The organism is Haloarcula rubripromontorii (assembly GCF_001280425.1).
GTDB lineage: Archaea > Halobacteriota > Halobacteria > Halobacteriales > Haloarculaceae > Haloarcula > Haloarcula rubripromontorii.
This window is the reverse complement of record NZ_LIUF01000003.1, coordinates 423,143-442,866: the sequence shown is the minus strand read 5'-3', so window position 1 is coordinate 442,866 and position 19,724 is coordinate 423,143. Positions and strand designations below refer to the sequence as shown.

Here is a 19,724-nt window from a genome sequence, read left to right as displayed (position 1 = left end):
TGTATTAGCATATTTAATTTTACCGGCCATACTGTGTTGATTTCGCCAACAATCCGACAACACCCACCGGTAAGAGGCGATAAAATATTGGTCAACTGTCCTAAGCAGAAGCCGCTCGTCTCACGGACTGAACCACCGGTTCTGATGTCGATTTCGCATGAAACCGGTAGAACGAATGGCTGTCTCTCTGCTTTCCGTTCTGCAAACCCGTGACTTCAGCACAGTATCAAATCTGTATCTGGTATAGAAACTGCACACAAAATATTGACTCATTGTGACTACTTGACGACCGAACTCTGAAACGGCCGCCAGCCGTCTGGGTTTCGCTTCTGGAGCCCGGCAGTGTGGACTCCGTCAGAAATCCGTCCGGAGGCGCGCGGCCAGGTCGTCGGACCAGTGGAACTCCCCGTCATAGATGACGGGCAGTGACGTCTGGCTCAGCGTGTCGGCCAACTCGGAAACACCGAGGGAATGGCTCGTCTGCTCGCCGTTCAGGGCGGCGCTGTCGTCGAACGGTAGCCGGTAGCTCTCGCCGGGCCGTTCCGGGGACACGACCGTACACTCTACGTCGAAGCCTGTTTCCCCTTCGGAGAGCCAGACGACCGCTGGATGTGCAGGATTGGAAACGATTGAGTAGGTCCCGTCGCCGACGACCGCGTAGTCCTTGCACATCATTATTCGCCGACGAGCGAGTTCCAGCGCACGTTGGATGCTGAATCCGTTGCTGAGCAATCGCGCGAAGGCCGTCCCGACCAGGGCGGCGTGCTTGTCTAACACGTCGGTAAGTGTCACCGCGCCAGCGACCGCGCCCTGTCTGACAAGGTCAAGCCCTTCATCGTAGGAGCCACAGGCGTTCAGGAAGAACGTCTGCGTTCGGACTTCCGACAGCGATGCCAGCGCCAGGTTACCGTCGGGACAGCGCAGTCCCTCTTCGTCGCAGTGGCCGATGAAGTGGACGAAATCGGTCGGCTGCTGGAACACGTCGGCCAGTTCGTTGACCGACAGCAGTTCGCTGACCTGGACGTCCATTGGCAGGTCCGCTGCCCGGTATATTTCTGTGACATCCGTGTGCTCGTCGGCCATCTCCTCGTCGTTGAGGACGACCGCGACCCGTTGACCGTCGGCATCCCGGTTCTGAATCCGGTAGCGGTTCAGGTACGCCTCCGCTGGCGTTTTGCACGCGTCTATCGGGTTCCCTGGAGCGAGCCACGAGTGCAACTGCCCTTCGCGCAGGTTCGGCTCGATAACCGGTGGACGCTCGGCCGACCCACGACTCAGATACGAATCCGCCAGCGTCCTGTCGAGAAGCTCATCCCGGTTGAGCCGGGAGCTGTCCGGCAAGTAGATGAGGCTCAGCCGGTCGAGGAGGAACGGAAGGCAGCGGACCCGTTCCGGCTTCGGCGAGACGTACGTCGAAAGGGGCCATTCAGGCAGAATCGAGTTCACGGCCTCGTCGGAGACATCGATGTATCGTTCGAGCCGTCCAGCCGGCGACAGCGACCGAAGCGTATCCGCGTCGAGTGAGAGCGCCGACGTGATACGGGGGCCGCTCTCGGCCGGGTCGACGCGTCTGACCTGACAGTCGAGGTAGAACACCTTGCGGAGTAGCGCCGCGACGCCGGCCTGTAACGACGGCCAGGCGTCAAAGGAGAGGTTCACGGACGTGCCTTCGGCCGTCAACAGTGCGGCATCACGTGACTCGACCACCACGTCCGCCCCGAGATAGTAGGCTAGCGGTGCGCTGACGAGCAGCTCCGCCTCGCACGCCGGAACACGGAGCGTGATACCGGTCTCGGGACGGTTCTGCCGAACCGTTTCGGGAATACGGGTCGTTTCGCCGGTCGTGACTATCGGCGGGTGTCCGCGGAGTTCTGGGTGCGAGCGGGACGGCTGCATCGTGTGATGGGCCCCACCCAGATGCGTAATCGCCGTTGCAAGCCCCGCAGGCGTCGCAGGGACCTGCAGATGCGGCCGCTCTGCGTTCGTTTCCCAGACGAACCCGACGGTAATACTCGTCGGCGTTTGGAAGCTAAGTACAGTGGTAACACCGGCCGAGTGGAGCGATGCCGGCCCGTCGAAGCGGACGTGGATCCGAATGTCGTCAACGATGCCAAGCGGCGACTCCTGACCACTATCCGCAGCACGGGCCTGCATCGTCAACAGGTACGCTCCTGTCTCAAGCGTCGTCGGTGAATCAACCGTCTCGGTGTCCGTGTCAGTGTCGACTCGGGTTACCGTGGCATCCACCGCCGGCAGCGCCAACTCGGTGACGGACCCACGGTAACAGTCGTCGACAGTGTGTGGCAACTGTTCGCCGTCTGTGACTTCTCGATCATGTAATTGGTGCACCAGTGCGGTCGGGTCGACCGTTTCCCCATCCCAGTCCGGCGTTTCACCGCCGTCCCGGCCTCCCCGCTCGCCTGCCACCCCCCAGGTGACCATATGTGAGTATGTGGACCGTCATCTGATATATACGTACGGTTGTCAGCACGTCCTCATCGCCCACCGTATTCGGCACCGGACACGAAATAATACTGTCACACACGCGGACCAAAGGGTAGATTATTGTCGTATCGGTTCTGACTCGGATACATGAGCTACGAAACCGTCCGGGAAGCGGACCCGGCAGTCGCGGACGCTCTGGAGGGCGAACGAGGCCGGCAGAACGACACGCTGGCGATGATCGCCAGCGAGAACCACGTCAGCGAGGCTGTGATGGAGGCACAGAGTTCCGAACTGACGAACAAGTACGCCGAGGGCTACCCCGGTGAGCGCTACTACGGCGGCTGTGAGTACGCCGACGATGTCGAGGAACTCGCTATCGACCGCGCGAAGGAACTGTGGGGCGCGGACCACGTCAACGTCCAGCCACACTCCGGTTCGCAGGCCAACATGGGCGTCTACCTCGGCGTGCTCGAACCCGGCGACAAGATTCTCTCGCTCGACCTGACCCACGGCGGCCACCTCTCGCACGGCCACCCGGCGAACTTCGCCGGCCAGGTGTACGAGGTCGAACAGTACAAGGTCGACGAGGAGACCGGCTACATCGACTACGAGGGACTGCACGACCACGCCGAGGAGTTCGACCCGGACATCATCGTTTCGGGCTACTCCGCGTACCCCCGAGAGGTCGACTTCGAGCGGATTCAGGAAGCTGCCGATGCGGTCGACGCCTACCACCTCGCGGACATCGCTCACATCACCGGCCTCGTCGCCGCCGGCGTCCACGAGTCGCCGGTCGGCGTCGCCGACTTTGTCACGGGGTCGACGCACAAGACCATCCGCGCCGGCCGCGGCGGCATCATCATGTGCGACGAGGAGTACGCCGACGACATCGACGCCGCCGTCTTCCCCGGCTCGCAGGGCGGCCCGCTGATGCACAACGTCGCCGGCAAGGCCGTCGGCTTCGGCGAGGCGCTGGCCCCCGAATTCGAACAGTACGCCCAGCAGACCGTCGACAACGCCGTCGCACTCGGTGAACGGCTCAAAGAACACGGTCTCTCGCTGGTTTCCGGCGGGACGGACAACCACCTCGTGCTTATCGACCTCCGACCGTCTCACCCCGACACCACGGGCAAAGAGGTCGAGGAAGCCCTCGAAGAGGCCGGTATCGTCCTCAACGCCAACACCGTCCCCGGCGAGACTCGCTCGGCCTTTAACCCCTCGGGTATCCGCGCCGGCACACCCGGGCTCACCACCCGCGGCTTCGACGAGGATGCCTGCCGCGAGGTCGCGGACCTCATCTACAAAGTCGTCGACGCCCCCCACGACGACGATGTCGTCGCGGAAGTCAGCGACCGCGTTGACGAGATGACCAACGAGTACACGCTGTACGAGTAGCGACAGGCTACCTGCAGCGCGGATTCTGCTGTCCGCCCACTGGTATCTCCCTTTTTCATGTCTCTCCCCGACACATCTGGTATGCCCCACACTACTCGACGGCAGATGCTCTTTTCGCTGGTTCCCTTCCTCCCGATATTCGCCGGCTGTACGCAGTTCGAGGGCGAGTCAGGGGAAGAAACCGGACACAGCGAAACAGAACCCACAACGGCGGCGTCAGAGACAGAGGCTGTTACTGCGACAGCCGAGCGGCCCACTACTGGTCAGACACTCGATGCTGAGGAACTCGACCTGCGAGAGGCCAACGTCGTCGGCGTCGAACTCGCGGACAAGGGTGGCGACGACTACCGCTTCGACGTAACACTCTATCATGACGACGACGGTGAGGACGGCTATGCGAACTGGTGGCAGGTCGAAACGCCGGCGGGCGACCAGCTTGGCCGCCGGGACCTCCGGCACGCTCACTCGACGGCCCCGTTCGCCCGGTCGGCGACGATTACGGTTCCCGACGACGTGGGCTGTGTCGTGGTCCGGGGGCACGACCAGACCCACGGGTACGGCGGGCAGGCGATAACGGTGGCTGTCCCGGGGGGCGCGACACAGGCCATCCAGCAGGGGTCGGAGCGCCGGTCAGTCACTGAAGCAGACTGTCCCTGAGAGAGAGCGCACTTGCCTGTCGCAGGTGACCGAAATCCGGGACGTTCATACCGCCCCGCGCCGCCGTTGTACCTAATGACAGAGATTATCGACGGCAACGCTGTCGCACAGTCGATTCGGGACGATCTGGTCGCGTCCATCGACCGCCTCGCCGACGCCGGCCATCGTCCGTCGCTCGCGACGGTGCTGATGTCCGAGGACCCGGCCAGCGAGACGTACGTCTCGATGAAACAGGACGACTGCGAAGAGGTCGGTATCGAGGCCATCGACATCGACATCGACCCCGACGCTGACGCCGCCGAACTGTACGACACCATCGAGGACCTCAACGCCGACGACGACGTCAACGGTATTCTGGTCCAGATGCCCGTCCCGGACCACGTCGAGGACCGGGAGGTCCTCCGAGCTATTGACCCGATGAAAGACGTGGACGGCTTCCACCCGGAGAACGTCGGCCGCCTCGTGGCCGGCGACGCCCGCTACAAGCCCTGCACGCCCCACGGCATCCAGAAGCTCATCGAGAGCGCCGGCGTCGACACGGAGGGCAAAGACGCCGTCGTCGTCGGTCGCTCGGACATCGTCGGGAAGCCGATGGCGAACCTGCTCATCCAGAAGGCCCCCGGCGGGAACGCGACGACGACGGTGTGTCACTCCCGGACCGACGACCTCGCCGAGCGGACGCGAAACGCCGACATCGTCGTCGCCGCGGCCGGCGTCCCCGAGATGATAGACGGCGAGATGATACAGGAGGGCGCGACGGTCATCGACGTGGGCATCAACCGCGTCGAGGCCGACACCGAGAAGGGCTACGAACTCGTCGGCGACGTGGAGTACGAGAGCGCAAAGGAGAAGGCCGGCGCAATCACGCCGGTCCCCGGCGGCGTCGGCCCGATGACCCGCGCGATGTTGCTGTACAACACGGTGAAAGCGGCGGGTCTGCAACACGACGTCGAAGTCGACCTCCCCTGAATGCCGGCGCTTGCGGCCTTCCGGGACCGTGACGTGCTCACCCGGCGGGTGACCCGCGAGACCGACGCGGCGGGCGTCGACGGGGTCCGGGCCCGCACAGAGCGCGGCCGCCATTGGGCGGTGGGCGCGCTCGTCACCGACCCCGACGACCGCGTGCTGTTCGTCTACGAGGACGACACGTGGAAGCTCCCGGGCGGCGGCGTCGAGGCCGGCGAGAGCCGCCGGGAGGCCGTGTGCCGCGAGGTGCGCGAGGAGGCCGGCGTGGACATCACCGTCGACGAACTGGCCGCCGTCACCGAGGTCACAGTGACCGACGGCGGACGCGAGGCGACGTTCTTCTTCGGCACCTACCGCGCCACGCCCGAATCGACGGCGCTCGCGTCGGACCCCGGGCTCGACGGCGAGGGCATCGAAGCCGTGGCGTGGCGACCGTCCGTACCGTCGGACTGTCTGGACGAGTCGCTGCTCCGGCGGCTCCGATAGGGGTTAGGCGGTGTCGTCTTCGATTCCGGCGAGCCAGTTCTCGGCCCTGACGAAGGCGCTCTCGTCACCGGTGATGTACGACCCCAGGCCCCGGGCTGCGTGGACGAGGCGGTTGGCGTCCGCTGGGTCGACATCGCCGTCCAGCGCCTCGACCCGCTTTCGATGGTCGCGAATCCGCCCGGAGAGCTGTCGTGCTGTGGGGTCCGGGTGAGCGTCCAGATACGTCCGTACGTCTCGCTGATAGCTGTCGACAGCGGCCGCCATCGCTAAACCGTACGGCACGCGAAGCGCCGACGGGACGTCTTCGACGGCCGGACGATTGCCGTCGTCAGCCCCGCCGAGCAGTTCGTAGAAGTACCGCTCGGCCGGGTCGCCGTGTCGCATCTCGCGGGCGAGGTGCGTGCCGATGTGCTGGAGTTCGACTGCGGCGACGAACGTCTGGTCGAACTGTCGAAGCTCGCCCGCGTCGATGAATCCTCGCTTGCGCGTGTACTCTCGGCAGTGCTCCGCTGCCGCGTCAGCGATCTCCCGCGTCTGGTCCGCGTCGATTCGGCTCCGTACCGGCGTCAGGTCGAGCGTGGCTGGTGTATCGGTGTGCTCGGTGTGCTCGTCGATCCCGACGCTGTGGATGCTGCCACAGTCCGGACAGGCGATGCTTCCGGTCTCGTAGTACCGCCACCGCGTACCACAGTCTTGACACTCGCGCTCCCCGCGGACTTTCATACGTCACGTTGAGAGGGCAGCCCTCAAGATTGTTCCGTGAGGGCTGTCTACGCCCACGTATGCGCTCGGAAGATGAGATCCGCGAGCAGTACGAGTTCCTAGTTGAACAGCTAGACGACGAGGAGATGAACCACGATCGGGTCCGGATGATGTTCACCCACTACAAGCGGGCACTCGGATGGGCGCTTGAGGAGGAGCATATCTAAATTAGTTACAACTTACATTCACATTCACTTCGATAACTAACATCTGCTGGACGGGGCCGGTACTTTTAAGTTATTCTGCCCCATTCGACCAAGTGACGCTTCGCTTGGAGGGCCGAAGCGTCAGCGGGGACCAATTCAGGGCGGCAAGCGGTCGCGTTTTTCGCGACCGCTTTCCACTTACTTCGCTGCTAACGACCTAATACGAGCGATTTCTGTGTACCTGAAAAGTGGCTGCTTTCCGGTATGTCGCGCCCGAGAGACACCTCTGTGTCCGCCGCGTCCTGTGGACGCCAGTTCAGCTTCGATGCTGCCCGTGGCACCCTCGTCCTTGACCACCGTGCGCGACTGTCACCTCAAACTCTATCGGAAGTAGTGCCGCGAGGTAGCGCCCACTGCGCTGATGTGATTTTTCTGTCACCGGTCGGTCATCGTTCTGAGGTATACCACAGTGTCGGTGCCGTTGACTACTCTCTCCGCTCCAATCAAGCGTGTTTCTGCCAACTGTATCCTACAGTGACAAATAATACTGCTGCCATCAGTTTCCAGAGAATGATGATATACTGACTGTATTTACCGTATGGACAAAACGATGACTGAGGGCCTACATACAGAAAATTCGACACCTAGTGATAGTGAAACTATATCAAATTCTCTGGGCCGATATATTTAACAGTATAGATACTAAATCATTACATAGGAGAATCGATGCACGACTTGACAGGATTCCAGCGTGACCTTCTCTACGTGATCGCTGGCAGGGAGGAGCCACACGGCTTAGCTATCAAGGAGGAACTCGAAGCGTACTACGAGAAGGAGATCCATCACGGTCGCCTGTATCCGAACCTCGATACGCTTGTCGACAAGGGACTCGTTGAGAAGGGCCAGCGCGACCGCCGGACCAACTTTTATACCCTCACGCGCCGCGGGCGTCGCGAGATCGACGCCCGTCGTGAGTGGGAAGACCAGTACGTCGACCTGTGACGAGGTCACACTGTCGCTGGTGAGACTGTCGCTCCCGGGTAGTGACGAGACACATCGCTAGCTTGTACTGTTGGTCGGCCACTGACTGCCGAGCGAGAAGCGGATATCCGGTATCAACAACTGTTAACTAATGTCACGCGTATGTGCCCTATGTCGATTCTCCTGCAGTTCTCTCCGGAGCCGGTTCAGACGACCGTGTTTCGAATCCTGCTTGCGGGGGCGCTCGGGATGTTTCTGGGGCTCGAACGGGAGTGGTCACAGAAGTCGGCCGGTGTGCGGACGTTCGCACTGATTAGCCTGCTCGCTGCGGTGTTCACGCTGATCGAAAACCAGGCGCTCCTCGTCGTCGGCGGCGTCCTGGTCATCGTGCAGGGGGTCTTGCTCGCAGTGCAGGGGCTTCTCGGCACTGCGGAAGAAGAGGGGCTATCACTGACCACGTCTGTCTCGATGCTCGTCGCCTACGGTATCGGGGCGCTGGTCGCACAGGGGTTCATTCTGGAAGGTGTTTCGGTCGCCGTCTTCTCGTCGCTGCTGCTGGTGCTCAAGCGGGAGCTTCACTCCCTCGCATGGGGACTTACTCGCGAGGAACTACGCTCAGCGACGGAGTTCGCTATCATCGCCTTCGTCATCTACCCGTTGCTTCCGTCTGAACCGGTCGAGTTGCCTGGCGGACTGGTCGACGTGGCCGTGGAACTGCGCGTTATCTGGCTGATGGTGCTGTTCGTCGCTGGCATCGGCATCGTCAACTACGCCATCGTCCAGACGTACGGCAGCCGTGGCATCGCCGTTACCGGCTTTTTCGGCGGTCTCGCGTCGTCGACAGCGGTGGTGGGCACGATGCTCGACCACGTTCGACAGCGGCCGGACGCAACCTCGTACGCCGTTGCCGCGATTCTGCTGGCCGACGCAGCGATGGCGCTCCGTAATCTCCTGATTACCGTGTTCTTCACCATCGAGCGTGGCGTCTTAGTGGAGGCAATCGTTCCGCTCGGGGCCGTCATTGTCGGCAGTGTCGTTGTCGCCGCATACACCGCGGATTGGTCTGAGACGGTCGACATGGGGCTTGAAAGCCCGTTCTCCCTACGGAATGCGCTTGCTTTCGGCGGGGTGTTCCTGCTGGTCGTGGTCGCTGGCGGGTTCGCAGAGACGCAGTTCGGAACGGCAGGCCTCTACGTCACGTCGGCACTCAGCGGGCTGGTTTCCAGTGCCGGGGCGACGACCTCAGCCGTGTTGCTGTACCGCGGCGGCGCTATCGATGGGCCGACGGCGATGGTCGCTATTCTGACCGCGACGGCCGCCAGTATCATGATCAAAGCAGCGTTGACCGCCCCGGGACCGAACCGTGCCTTCGCCACGCGTGTCGCGTTCTGGAGTTCGGTCGTCCTTGGTATCGCAACAGTGCTGGCGCTATGGCTCCTGATCTAAAACTGGTAGCGCCGGTCGTCCTTGTCCTGTTGCTGGGGGAAGTCGTTCCCGGTCATCTGGTCGAAGGTCATCCCAGAGAGGTACTCGTCGTACGTGCAGTCGTAACTCGACCGGAGGTGGAAATCCAGCGTCCCACGGTCGACGGTCGACTGAAACAGCATATGAACCGCCCGCCTGATGAGTTCGTCCGGGTCGTCCGGATCGAGGGCGACTGACAGCATCGCGAGTTCGTTACGCGTCTCACGGTCGATGGACAGATCGAACTCGTCGTCGAAGTCGCCGTACGCCGCTTCGATATCATCCTGTAGCTCTTCGAGGCTCATACGAAAGGGGACGACGAGCGCGAGGAAACGCCTTACGACTCGTCTGGGGCTGCTCCCTCAAAACACGTATCGATGTGAGTATATCATATGATAAATTATATCATGGGTTGAACATAACGATGGGTAGCGGTCGACCACTGAAGGATTCAGATCAGATAATGACAGGTGGTGGGGACGAGACAGCGCGGTCAAGCCAGCCCGACGGGCTGCGAGAGCGGCTTCACCCAGTCCTCCCGGCCGTGTACGCGCGAAACTACGCGGCGAAGTTCGCTGTCGCGCTGGCAGTAATCGCCGTCGTACTCGCAGCCGTGGGCTTCGGTAGCTACCTGCAGATACAGAAACAGGTTGTCAGCGACGCGACGACGGACCTCGAAACGTCGGCCATGCATCGTGCCGACAGTATCGAGCAGTGGCGGACGACCACGGAGACGGAGACTATTGCTATCGCAGCCACAGGGGTGTACGATACCGGAACGGCCGCAGAGGTCAGGCAGTACCTCACCACAGCAGCCACAGCGGAGTCGTCACAGATTCGGTCGCTCCACTACGTCTCTACCGTCGACGACTCGCAGTTAATTGTTGCCAGCACTGAGGAAAGCACAGAAGGCCGGGCACCGTGGGCGGTCGAACCCGCGTGGAAGTCCCCTGTACTGGCGACGATAAACGATACGACCGGCACTGAGACAGTAGTGCAATCGGCGGCATACGCGGACGGTGGCGGCCACTCCATGGCGTTCGTGACTCCCGTCTCCGATGGGGACGGAGCACTAGTTTTGGTTGCCCGGGTCCCAACCGAGGAGGTCCGCGACGGGCGTAGCGGGTTTGAGACGCGACTGCTCACCGGAGGCGGAGACCCGCTTGTCGACGGTCAGGGCGGTTCTGCGCCTCTCAGTCAGGACGGTCTCCGGGCCGCAACAGCGGGCAGAACGACGACTATCGAAACTGAAGACCGTGTCACAACGTACACGCCGGTCAACGGCACGTCGTGGGTGGTCGCGACGAGCGCCGAGCGCGAGTCGCTGTACGGACCAAGTCGGCTCGTCCGCTGGGGATTCCTCGCTGTCATCGGGACGGCAGTCGTCTCGCTGGGCGTCGCCGGGTATCTTTTCGGACGGCACACGGTTCGACCGATAGTACAGCTCCGCGACCGAACGCAGGCGATGAAAGAGGGTGACCTCGGCGTCGACATCTCGACCACTCGGCAGGACGAGATCGGGCGGCTGTACGACGCGTTCGGGAACATGCGGGATACGCTCCGGAGCCAGATTCGACAGGCTCAGGCGGCTCGTGAGGAAGCCGAGCGGTCGAGCCGCGAACTCGAACGCCAGAACGAGCGGCTGGACGAGTTCGCGTCGACGCTGAGCCACGACCTCCGCAATCCGCTGACGGTCGCTCGGGGACACGTCGAACTGCTTGCGACGCGGCTGTCGGATCAGGAGACGGATTCGGCCGATCTCCAGTCCCACATCGAGAAACTCGAAGACGCACACGACCGTATCGAATCGATAATCGACGATGTGCTGACGCTGACGAGAAAGGGCGCAAGCGTCGAGGAGACGGCTCCGGTCCCGCTGGAGGCCGTCGTCACCGATGCGTGGGACAACATCGACAACAAAAGCGCTAGCATCGAAGTCACGGGCAGTCGAACCATCGACGCCGACCGGACGCGACTCTTGCGCGCCTTCGAGAACCTGTTTCGCAACGCAACCGACCACGTCGGCCCGGAAGTGACTGTCACGGTCGGACTGACGGAACACGGCTTCTATGTGGCCGACGACGGGCCGGGAATACCGACCGACGCGGTCGACAGTATCTTCGAGTACGGCCACACGACGAGCGAGGACGGGACCGGGCTCGGTCTTTCCATCGTCAAGACTATCGCGGAGGCCCACGGCTGGCGGCTGTACATCGATACGACCTACCCAGACGGCGCGATGTTCGTGTTCGCGGACGTGTTCAGCGAGGACGAGCCGGACTGGTACGGAACCGAGTTCGAGTGGGGCCGACCCGAAGCCGACGACTGATACCACCGGCTATTGCAGGATTCCATTCCCAAACCGGGGTTCTTTCTAGACGCACAGTCGGACGAGCGGTACCGACCGCCACGCACAAATCAGGACAGAGCCAAGCGGGGGTATGACCGACCAGTCGACAGCGACGGACCGTCCGGGAGGCGTGCCCGCGGACCCGTCGGCTGTCCGGGACGCGCTCGTGGAGTGGTACGAGGCGGATCACCGCTCGTACCCGTGGCGGGAGACGACAGACCCCTACGAGATCCTCGTTTCCGAGGTGATGAGTCAGCAGACCCAGCTGGACAGGGTCGTCGACGCATGGGAGGACTTTCTTGACCGCTGGCCGACTGCGGCGGCGCTGGCAGCGGCCGACCGTTCGGCCGTGGTAGGCTTCTGGACCAGCCACTCGCTGGGATACAACAACCGGGCGAAGTACCTCCACGAGGCTGCCGGCCAGATCATCGAAGACTACGACGGCGAGTGGCCCCGGGACCCCGACGGTCTCAGCGAACTGATGGGTGTCGGCCCCTACACCGCAAACGCCGTCGCCTCCTTCGCGTTCAACAACGGGAACTCCGTCGTGGATACGAACGTCAAGCGCGTCCTGTACCGCGCCTTCGACGTGCCGGACGACGACTCGGCGTTCGAGGCGGCCGCGAGCGCGCTCATGCCGGAGGGCCAGTCGCGGGTCTGGAACAACGCTGTCATGGAACTCGGTGGTGTCGCCTGTGAGAAGACGCCAGATTGTGACGGCGCGGAGTGTCCCTGGCGCGAGTGGTGCTCGGCCTACGAGACGGGCGATTTCACCGCACCGGATGTCCCGACACAGCCCGAGTTCGAGGGGAGCCGTCGACAGATGCGCGGGCGCGTCATTTCGGCGCTCAAGGAGTACGACGAACTGCCACTGGACAAGCTGGGGCCGCGTGTGCGCGTTGACTACGCACCTTCGGGGGAGTACGGCCGCGAGTGGCTCCGCGGCCTGCTGGACGACCTCGCGGACGACGGCCTGGTTGCTGTCGACGAAACCGACGACGCCCTCGTTGCACGCCTCAAGCGCTGACCGCGAGTGGAATACATCTTGAACCCCTGCTGCTAATACGTTCACAATGGTTGGCTTGCTTGGCTCGGTCGCCCTCATCGTCATCGCAACCGTGGTCATCTGGAAAGGCAGTGGGTACTTCGAGCAGGCCGCCGAACGACTGAGCAAGTACTACGGGCTGCCGGTAGCGGTCCACGGTGCTATCGTCGTCGCCGTCGGATCGAGCTTTCCGGAGATAAGTTCGGTCGTCATCAGCACCGTCGTCCACGACGAGTTTTCGCTGGGCGTCGGTGCTATCGTCGGAAGCGCGATCTTCAATCTGCTCGTGATTCCAGCGCTCGCGGCGCTTTCAAGCGAGGAGCTTCGATCCACCCGCGACATCGTCCACAAAGACGCTCAGTTCTACGTTATCAGCGTCCTCATCCTCTTTATGGTGTTCGCGCTCGGGGCGACCTACGTCCCGGGCGGCACGAACCAGGCGGCCATCCTGACCCCCACGCTCGCTGTCGTCCCGCTCGTGACCTACGGCATCTACGTCTTCCTGCACCAGCAGGACGCGAGCGACCACGTCGCAGACGAGACCCACAGCGTCCGTCCGAGCCGGGAGTGGGGCATTCTCGGAGTCGGCCTCGTCATCATCACCGTCGGCGTCGAGGGAATGGTCCAGGGTGCGCTTTCGCTGGGAGTCATCTTCGACACGCCGCCGTTCCTCTGGGGATTGACTGTCATCGCCGCCGGCACGAGCCTTCCCGACGCCTTCGTCAGTGTCCGGGCGGCGAAAAACGACGACAGCGTCACGAGCCTGACGAACGTCCTGGGGAGCAACACGTTCAATCTCTTAGTGGCGATTCCGGTCGGCGTCCTGCTGGCTGGGCGGGCGACAATCGACTTCCTCGTGGCGATTCCGACGATGGGATTTCTGGGCTTTGCGACGCTCGTGTTCATCGTCTTCACGCGGACGGACCTCGAACTCACCGACCGCGAGGCGTACACGTTGCTCGGCCTGTATGTGATGTTCGTCTGCTGGATGACCTTAGAGTCCGTCGGGCTCATCGAGACGGTCCGCGGTATCTGAGCGGGGACCGCGTCGCTTCCGTCCGGTGAACGGAACCCTGACAGCGCCATGCCTGACGGTACGCTGGGCTACTCGTCGCCGTCGCCACTGAGCGATAGCTCGCGAGCGTAGACCGCTTCATCGTACGGGTCGCCACCGATGGTGAGCGTGCGCGTCTCGACCCGCTCGAAGCCGAGGTTCTCGAAGAACTCTCGGCTCCGGTCGTTCGAGGCCAGGTCGAGCGCGCGGAACTGCTCGACGCCGTGTTCTCGGAACATCGATTCGAGTCGGTCGTACAGCGCCGTCCCGATGCCCTCTCCGTGGTGGTCCGGGTGGACATACAACCGCAGCATCGTCCCCATGGTGTGCATGGTGATGCCCTGCGTGAACCCGACGATGTCCCCGTCCTGCTCGGCGACCAGTAGCACCGCCTCGATATCGTCGAGGTCGTTGGCAGGGACGCCGCCAGCCCACCCGTGGAGCGCGCTCCCCAGCGGGTCAGCGTACCAGTCGGCTATCGTCTCGTCGATGACTTCGGATTCCAGCGAGTCGTAGGCGTCGTGCCATGCCGCCCGTGCGACTCTGCGGATGCCGTCGGCGTCAGCGTCGAAGGCTCGGCGGATGGTCGTCATGCGTGTCCCGACGACGGAGAGACGGGCTGTTCCGAGCCGATTCCACACCGAGTGGACTGGCGTGACAGCCAGCGCATTACCCGAGGCTCGGCCAGATGCTGAGGCGTGTCGCGTACCATAGGTACTGTGTCTATCGGTTCGTTTGGGCTATCATGGCTAATATCCTCCCCCAGCGTGTGTGAACCGTTCGCATAATCTATCATGGTTTATCATTAGGTTTATGTAGTTGACACCCATTGGTGGTCTTGTATGAGGACAGTCATCCTCGGTGTCATCGGCTCCGACGCGCACGTCGTTGGGATTACTATTCTGGAACGAGCGTTCGAAGCGGCAGGATTCGACGTAGTCAACCTCGGTGTCCAGTCGTCCCAGTCGGAGTTCATCGACGCCGCGGATGAACACGACGCCGAGGCGATACTCGTGTCGTCGCTGTACGGCCACGCCGAGCAGGACTGTCAGGGGTTCCAGCAGCAGATTAATGAGGCAGGACTGGACGTGACGACGTACATCGGCGGCAACCTCGCTGTCGGACAGGATTCCTTCGAGGAGACGCGCGAGACGTTCAAGGCGCTCGGATTCGACCGGGTCTTCGATTCGGAGACTGACCCGGAGGAGGCCATCGAGGCGCTGAAAGCCGACCTCGGCCACCGCTCCCGCGAAGAGGCCTCGTCCGAAAAGATTCAGCTTGGCTCCTGATTCACAGACTGTTTCTTCAGACGCTTGGGTCGGCGACCCGTGCCCAATTCGGAACACTCTCAGCGACCGCTCTTGTCGACCACGCACAACCTGAGGCCCGTGCATTCCGTATCCGAGCAACCGCAACGTGTCCCACGACAACTGAGCGTCGGCCAGTGGCCTCCGTAGCCGTGACACTCCGGCGGCGGAACCGAGACCAGCGACGCACCCTGCACCCCCATTGATATACCGGGTCCACTCCATAGCCCTGCCATGGCCGAACCACACGTCGTCGGTGTCGTCGGGAGTCTCAGAGACCAGAGCTACACCAGAGTTGCTATCAAGCGCGCGCTGGTCGCTGCCGAAGAGACGGGGGCGACGACGGAACTGCTGGACCTCCGAGAGTTCGACCTGCCGGTGTTCGATCCCGACCACCGCGAGGTAGGCGACGCCGTCGAATTCGCCGATCGGGTCCACGCGGCTGATTCGATTTTGCTTGGGACGCCGGTGTATCACGGGTCATACTCCGGCGCGTTGAAGAACGCCCTCGACTACTGCGGCTTCGACGAGTTCGAACACAAGACTGTGGGACTGCTTGCGGTCGCTGGCGGAGGCTTTCCGATCACCGCGCTTGAACACCTCCGCTCGGTCTGCCGGGCACTGAACTGCTGGGTCATCCCGCATCAGGCCGCGGTTCCGAACGCGGGCAATTACGTCGCTGACGGCCGGATAACTGACCCAGACATCGAAGACCGAGTGACGACGCTCGGTGAGGAAGCAGTCCAGTACGCGAACATCGAGCCGGACCCGGCGTGTTTCGAGAGTGCGGAGAACGTCGGAGCAGACGATTAGCCGCGAGGACCGCTCTGCGTGTCCGGGCCGTGAGCGTCTGGTTCGAAGGAGTAGACGATTAGCCGCGAGGACCGCTCTGCGTGGCCGGACAACGGCAGGCTGCTGACCGAGAGAAGGAAACGGTCAAACCGCCTCGCGCCCAAGTTTCCGACGTGACTCAGTGGGTCGAGAATCCGACCGGCGGCCGGGACCGGGGGCCGACCGCGCTACTGCGCGCGTGGGTCGAGATACTGCGCCGCCCGCGTCGGTTCTTTCGTACCGGCGTCGCACCGGGCGACCAGGCACCGGGACTGGTGTTCGCCGCGACGGTGGTCCTCTTCGAGGAGGTGAGCCGGTACGCTGTCGTCAAGCTGGCCCAGCGGGGGCTCCTGTCTACGGGGCCGTTTGACTACCCCGCCATCGGCGGCTTCTCGCCCGGCGTCGCGGTGCTGGCGCTGTTTGCTATCCTCGTGTTCGTCACGCCGGCGACGGTCCATCTGACGGCGGCGTTGCAGACCCTACTGTTGCTCCCTGTCGCGTCGGACCGCGGTGGTGTGAGCGAAACTGTGCAGGTGATGTGCTACGCGATGGCCCCCTGCCTGCTGGCTGGGTTGCCCAGCGCCGAGGTGAGGGTTCTCGTTACCGCCTGGGGTGCGGGTCTATATCTGCTGGGCACTGCCGTGGTCCACAACGTCAGGCTTCCGGTGGCCGCAATCGTCGGGGCCATCCCCGCCGCCGTTATTTTCGGCTACGGCTTCCGCGGCTTTCAGGCCCTCTCGGTGCTGGTCGCCGACTACGGGTTTTAGGGGCTGCCCGCATGCATCTCTCCACGATGCTCAGTATCGACATCGACCAGTTCATGCTGGAACTCAAAGATGGCGCGTTCAAGAGCGTCGGCCCGTCGAACAAGGAAGCGACGATCAAGATGTACGACGTGGACGGCGTCGAGGTTCGCGAGTACGGCGACAAGCGCGTCAAAATTGCCTTCGAAGACGAACAGGGGAGCGAAATCGAAGTCGCTCTGTTCCCGGAGCAGGCGAAAGCCGTCGCTTCAGGGCTAGAGCTACTCGAAGAGGAAAGCGAGATATTCGACTAGAGCACCTATTTGGCTCGTCCGGAATTCGACAACCGTTTTAGGCCCGACATGCTTGCACCGTGTAATGGGTTCGTGTATCATCTGCGGCAAATCTGTCGAAGGACGCATCTGTGACCTCCACGAGGAGGACGCCCTGTTCGAGTTCCGTGGCTCGCGTGCCGACCAGCTATCGGTCGACCGCTACTACCGCGGCAGTGTCGACGGCTTCGCCGAGTTCGGCGTGTTCGTCGACATCGGCGACAGCGTGACGGGGCTGCTCCACCGGAGCGAACTGGACCAGCGGCTCGATTCCCTCGACTGGGACTCGGGCGACACCGTCTACGTCCAGGTCAAGAACGTACGGGACAACGGCAACGTCGACCTCGGCTGGTCGATCCGCCAGTCCGAACGCGAGTTCCGCGGTGTCCTCGTCGACGACCCGGAGATCGGCCACTCTGTCCTGCTCGAGAACGAGGACGACGAGGCGGACGACGAAGCAGAACCTGAATCAACAGCCGACGAGTCAACACGCCAGAGCGATGACGAATCGGCTTCGAGCGACGACTCCGGCGCAAGCCAGTCTGACTCCGAGGGTACCGCAAGCGCCGGTGCTGTCAGCCGGGCCAGCGACGCCGACCGCGTCGAGGGCACTGCGGCTGTCGGTGGCAACGACGGCGGGTCGAACACCGCTGCTGTCACCGAGTCTGAAGACGAAACCGCTACAGAGAGCGACGGAAGCCAGACGGACGAGGCGACCGCGGTCGAACCGGTCGCCGCTGCGATCGGCGACCTCGACGACCACGTCGGTGCGGATGTCCGACTCGAAGGCGAAGTCGTCGGCATCCGGCAGACCTCCGGACCGACGGTGTTTGAACTGCAGGACGAGACCGGCACCGTCGACTGTGCGGCCTTCGTCGAGGCAGGCGTCCGCGCCTACCCTGAAGTCGAGGAAGACGACTTCGTCCGACTGTCGGGCGAAGTCCGCGAGCGTCGCGGCGAACTGCAGGTCGAGACCGAAGAACTCGACGTGCTCGAAGCCGAGGAGCGTGAGGAAGTCGAACAGCGCCTCGCCGACGCGCTCGACGACGAAGCCCGACCCGACACGGCTGACCCGCTCGCCGACGATACGGCGGTCGCGGCCCTCTCTGACGAACTCGTCGAAGCGGCGACCCAGATCCGCAAAGCAGTGCTGACGGACCGACCGGTCATCGTCCGCCACGCCAACACCGCGGACGGCTACCTCGCCGGCAGCGCGCTCGAACGGGCTGCGCTCCCGCTCGTTACCGAGCAGCATCGCCGCGCCGACGCGAAGTACCACTACTTCGACCGGCGGCCTATCGAGGGCGGCGTCTACGACATGGACGACGCGACGAAAGACACGACGACGATGCTGGACAACCGGGAGCGCCACGAGGAGAAGCTCCCGCTGTTCGTCTTCGTCGCCGCCGGCGGAACACGGGAGAGTCTCGACGGCTTCGACCTGCTGAACGTCTACGGCGCGCCGAGCGTCGTCATCGACGACATCAACGTCGACGGCGCGGTCGTCGACACGGTCGATGCCGTCGTCTCGCCGTCCGCTGACACCGTCTCCGAGACCACGTCGACGGCGCTTGCAGCCAATGTCGCCGCACACGTCAACGAGGACGTTCGCGACGACCTGCAACACCTTCCGGCCGTGAGCTTCTGGGAGGACATCCCAGAGCCGTACGTCGACGCCGCCAGCGAGGCCGGCTACGACGAGACTGCCGTGTCGGAACTCCGCGAAGCCGTCGCGCTCGAAGCTCACTACCAGTCCTACGAGGACAAGCGCGAACTCATCACTGACCTCGTGTTCGGTGACGACGAGGAGGACGTGGGCGGCCTCGCCGGCCACATCGCTGAGCAGTTCCGCGAGAAGGTCGACGAGGAAGTGTCCACCGCTCGCGCGAATCTGGACCACCGGACTGTCGACGGCGTCGACATCGCTGTCCTCGACACGGACGCGTTCACCCACCAGTACGAGTTCCCGCCGGAGTCGCTCCTGCTCGATGAACTCCACCGGGACGTTCGCGACGAGAGCGACGCCGTACTCGGCATCTCGACGGATACGATGTACATCCGTGCCAACGCCGAGATGGACCTGCACGAGCTAGTCAACGAGGTCCGCGAGCGAGTTCCCGAAGGCGGCGTCGCGACGCGGAGCGTCCGCGAGGGGACCATCCGCTATCTGGCCGGCGAACGCCCGGCTGTCCTCGACGCCACGCTCGACGTGCTGGCCGAGGAACTGTAACGAAGCAGACTTTTTCTCTCTGCCGGCAGTCTGACCGGGCATGAGCGACGGCCCCGTCAACGAAGCCGACCTCGACTGGACCGACCACGACCACGGCGACCGGACATTCAAGCGCAAGCAGATCGGTGACGCCGCCGGCGGTGAGCAACTCGGTGCGAGCCTCTACGCCGTGCCGCCGGGCAAGCGACTCTGGGTGCGCCACTACCACGAGGGCAACGAGGAAGCGATATTCGTCCGCGGCGGAACAGGCACGCTCCGGCTCGGCCCCGAGGCCGAAGAACACACGGTAGAACCGGGTGATTACGTTGCGCTCCCGGCTGGCGAGGAGAGTACACACGAAATCGAAGCCGGCGAGTCTGAACTCCGACTGCTGATGGTTTCGACGATGGAAGAGCCGGACATCACCGTCTACCCCGACCGGGAGATGGTCGGGTTGTACGCGGGGTCGCCCCCGGGCGGCGAGAAAGCAGACCGGACGCTGTCGACGTATCTCGATATAAACGCCGAAAAAGAGTACTGGGACGAGTGAG

General features: G+C 63.2%; 20 protein-coding genes. 16 read left to right on the top strand and 4 right to left on the bottom strand.

Annotation, left to right across the window (positions count from 1 at the left end; all coding sequences use genetic code 11):
* Positions 1-354: 354 nt before the first annotated feature.
* Complete coding sequence (locus AMS69_RS11850) at positions 355-2,442, bottom strand: hypothetical protein (protein WP_053968270.1); 2,088 nt, start codon at positions 2,440-2,442, stop codon at positions 355-357.
* A gap of 150 nt (positions 2,443-2,592) precedes the next feature.
* Here AMS69_RS11850 and glyA point away from each other — a divergent pair, with 150 nt between their 5' ends.
* The 4 genes from glyA (at position 2,593) to AMS69_RS11830 (ending at position 5,949) form a co-directional block, all read left to right on the top strand.
* Positions 2,593-3,840, top strand: coding sequence for a serine hydroxymethyltransferase (gene glyA / locus AMS69_RS11845; RefSeq protein ID WP_053968269.1), 1,248 nt, complete (start codon positions 2,593-2,595; stop codon positions 3,838-3,840).
* 81 nt (positions 3,841-3,921) lie between these two features.
* On the top strand, positions 3,922-4,497 hold the full coding sequence (locus tag AMS69_RS11840; RefSeq protein ID WP_053968268.1) for a hypothetical protein: 576 nt from the start codon (positions 3,922-3,924) through the stop codon (positions 4,495-4,497).
* A 75-nt stretch (positions 4,498-4,572) separates the two neighbouring features.
* A complete protein-coding gene (locus tag AMS69_RS11835) occupies positions 4,573-5,466 on the top strand; it encodes a bifunctional methylenetetrahydrofolate dehydrogenase/methenyltetrahydrofolate cyclohydrolase (RefSeq protein ID WP_053968267.1) in 894 nt (297 codons plus the stop codon).
* The gene (locus tag AMS69_RS11830) at positions 5,467-5,949 is read left to right on the top strand and encodes an NUDIX hydrolase (protein WP_053968266.1); all 483 of its coding nucleotides are present in this window, start codon (positions 5,467-5,469) and stop codon (positions 5,947-5,949) included.
* A gap of 3 nt (positions 5,950-5,952) precedes the next feature.
* On the opposite strand, the gene AMS69_RS11825 is transcribed toward AMS69_RS11830, so the two are convergent.
* Positions 5,953-6,672 (bottom strand): DUF7117 family protein, encoded by a 720-nt coding sequence (locus tag AMS69_RS11825; RefSeq protein ID WP_053968265.1) that lies wholly within the window; start codon positions 6,670-6,672, stop codon positions 5,953-5,955.
* A gap of 59 nt (positions 6,673-6,731) precedes the next feature.
* On the opposite strand from AMS69_RS11825, the gene AMS69_RS20635 reads away from it, so the two are divergent.
* From AMS69_RS20635 to AMS69_RS11815, 3 genes are all read left to right on the top strand, one after another.
* Positions 6,732-6,878, top strand: coding sequence for a hypothetical protein (locus AMS69_RS20635; RefSeq protein ID WP_202904541.1), 147 nt, complete (start codon positions 6,732-6,734; stop codon positions 6,876-6,878).
* 705 nt (positions 6,879-7,583) lie between these two features.
* On the top strand, positions 7,584-7,859 hold the full coding sequence (locus AMS69_RS11820) for a PadR family transcriptional regulator (RefSeq protein ID WP_004518082.1): 276 nt from the start codon (positions 7,584-7,586) through the stop codon (positions 7,857-7,859).
* Positions 7,860-8,000: 141 nt separating this feature from the next.
* Positions 8,001-9,284, top strand: a complete 1,284-nt coding sequence (locus tag AMS69_RS11815) for an MgtC/SapB family protein (RefSeq protein WP_053968264.1) — start codon at positions 8,001-8,003, stop codon at positions 9,282-9,284.
* Here AMS69_RS11815 and AMS69_RS11810 read toward each other — a convergent pair.
* Positions 9,281-9,607: a hypothetical protein gene (locus AMS69_RS11810; RefSeq protein WP_053968263.1), complete on the bottom strand. Its 327-nt coding sequence runs from the start codon at positions 9,605-9,607 to the stop codon at positions 9,281-9,283. The genes AMS69_RS11815 and AMS69_RS11810 overlap by 4 nt on opposite strands.
* A gap of 158 nt (positions 9,608-9,765) precedes the next feature.
* Here AMS69_RS11810 and AMS69_RS11805 point away from each other — a divergent pair, with 158 nt between their 5' ends.
* From AMS69_RS11805 to AMS69_RS11795, 3 genes are all read left to right on the top strand, one after another.
* Positions 9,766-11,631: a HAMP domain-containing sensor histidine kinase gene (locus tag AMS69_RS11805; RefSeq protein ID WP_053968262.1), complete on the top strand. Its 1,866-nt coding sequence runs from the start codon at positions 9,766-9,768 to the stop codon at positions 11,629-11,631.
* A gap of 112 nt (positions 11,632-11,743) precedes the next feature.
* Positions 11,744-12,679, top strand: a complete 936-nt coding sequence (locus AMS69_RS11800; protein ID WP_053968261.1) for an A/G-specific adenine glycosylase — start codon at positions 11,744-11,746, stop codon at positions 12,677-12,679.
* A gap of 46 nt (positions 12,680-12,725) precedes the next feature.
* Positions 12,726-13,733 (top strand): sodium:calcium antiporter, encoded by a 1,008-nt coding sequence (locus tag AMS69_RS11795; protein WP_053968260.1) that lies wholly within the window; start codon positions 12,726-12,728, stop codon positions 13,731-13,733.
* A 68-nt stretch (positions 13,734-13,801) separates the two neighbouring features.
* Here the strand turns inward: AMS69_RS11795 and AMS69_RS11790 are convergent, their stop codons facing one another.
* On the bottom strand, positions 13,802-14,344 hold the full coding sequence (locus AMS69_RS11790; protein WP_053968365.1) for a GNAT family N-acetyltransferase: 543 nt from the start codon (positions 14,342-14,344) through the stop codon (positions 13,802-13,804).
* Positions 14,345-14,593: 249 nt separating this feature from the next.
* Here AMS69_RS11790 and glmS point away from each other — a divergent pair, with 249 nt between their 5' ends.
* The 6 genes from glmS (at position 14,594) to AMS69_RS11760 (ending at position 19,723) form a co-directional block, all read left to right on the top strand.
* Complete coding sequence (gene glmS / locus AMS69_RS11785) at positions 14,594-15,040, top strand: methylaspartate mutase subunit S (protein WP_053968259.1); 447 nt, start codon at positions 14,594-14,596, stop codon at positions 15,038-15,040.
* Between the two features lie 252 nt (positions 15,041-15,292).
* On the top strand, positions 15,293-15,871 hold the full coding sequence (locus AMS69_RS11780; protein ID WP_053968258.1) for an NADPH-dependent FMN reductase: 579 nt from the start codon (positions 15,293-15,295) through the stop codon (positions 15,869-15,871).
* A 152-nt stretch (positions 15,872-16,023) separates the two neighbouring features.
* The gene (locus tag AMS69_RS11775) at positions 16,024-16,656 is read left to right on the top strand and encodes a YIP1 family protein (RefSeq protein ID WP_053968364.1); all 633 of its coding nucleotides are present in this window, start codon (positions 16,024-16,026) and stop codon (positions 16,654-16,656) included.
* A gap of 26 nt (positions 16,657-16,682) precedes the next feature.
* Entirely contained in the window at positions 16,683-16,946 is a 264-nt protein-coding gene (locus AMS69_RS11770) for a hypothetical protein (protein WP_053968257.1), read from the top strand.
* 64 nt (positions 16,947-17,010) lie between these two features.
* Positions 17,011-19,194 carry a DHH family phosphoesterase gene (locus tag AMS69_RS11765; RefSeq protein ID WP_053968256.1) on the top strand — a complete coding sequence of 728 codons (2,184 nt, stop codon included), beginning with the start codon at positions 17,011-17,013 and terminating at the stop codon, positions 19,192-19,194.
* A 40-nt stretch (positions 19,195-19,234) separates the two neighbouring features.
* Positions 19,235-19,723: a cupin domain-containing protein gene (locus tag AMS69_RS11760; RefSeq protein ID WP_053968255.1), complete on the top strand. Its 489-nt coding sequence runs from the start codon at positions 19,235-19,237 to the stop codon at positions 19,721-19,723.
* Position 19,724 lies beyond the last annotated feature (1 nt).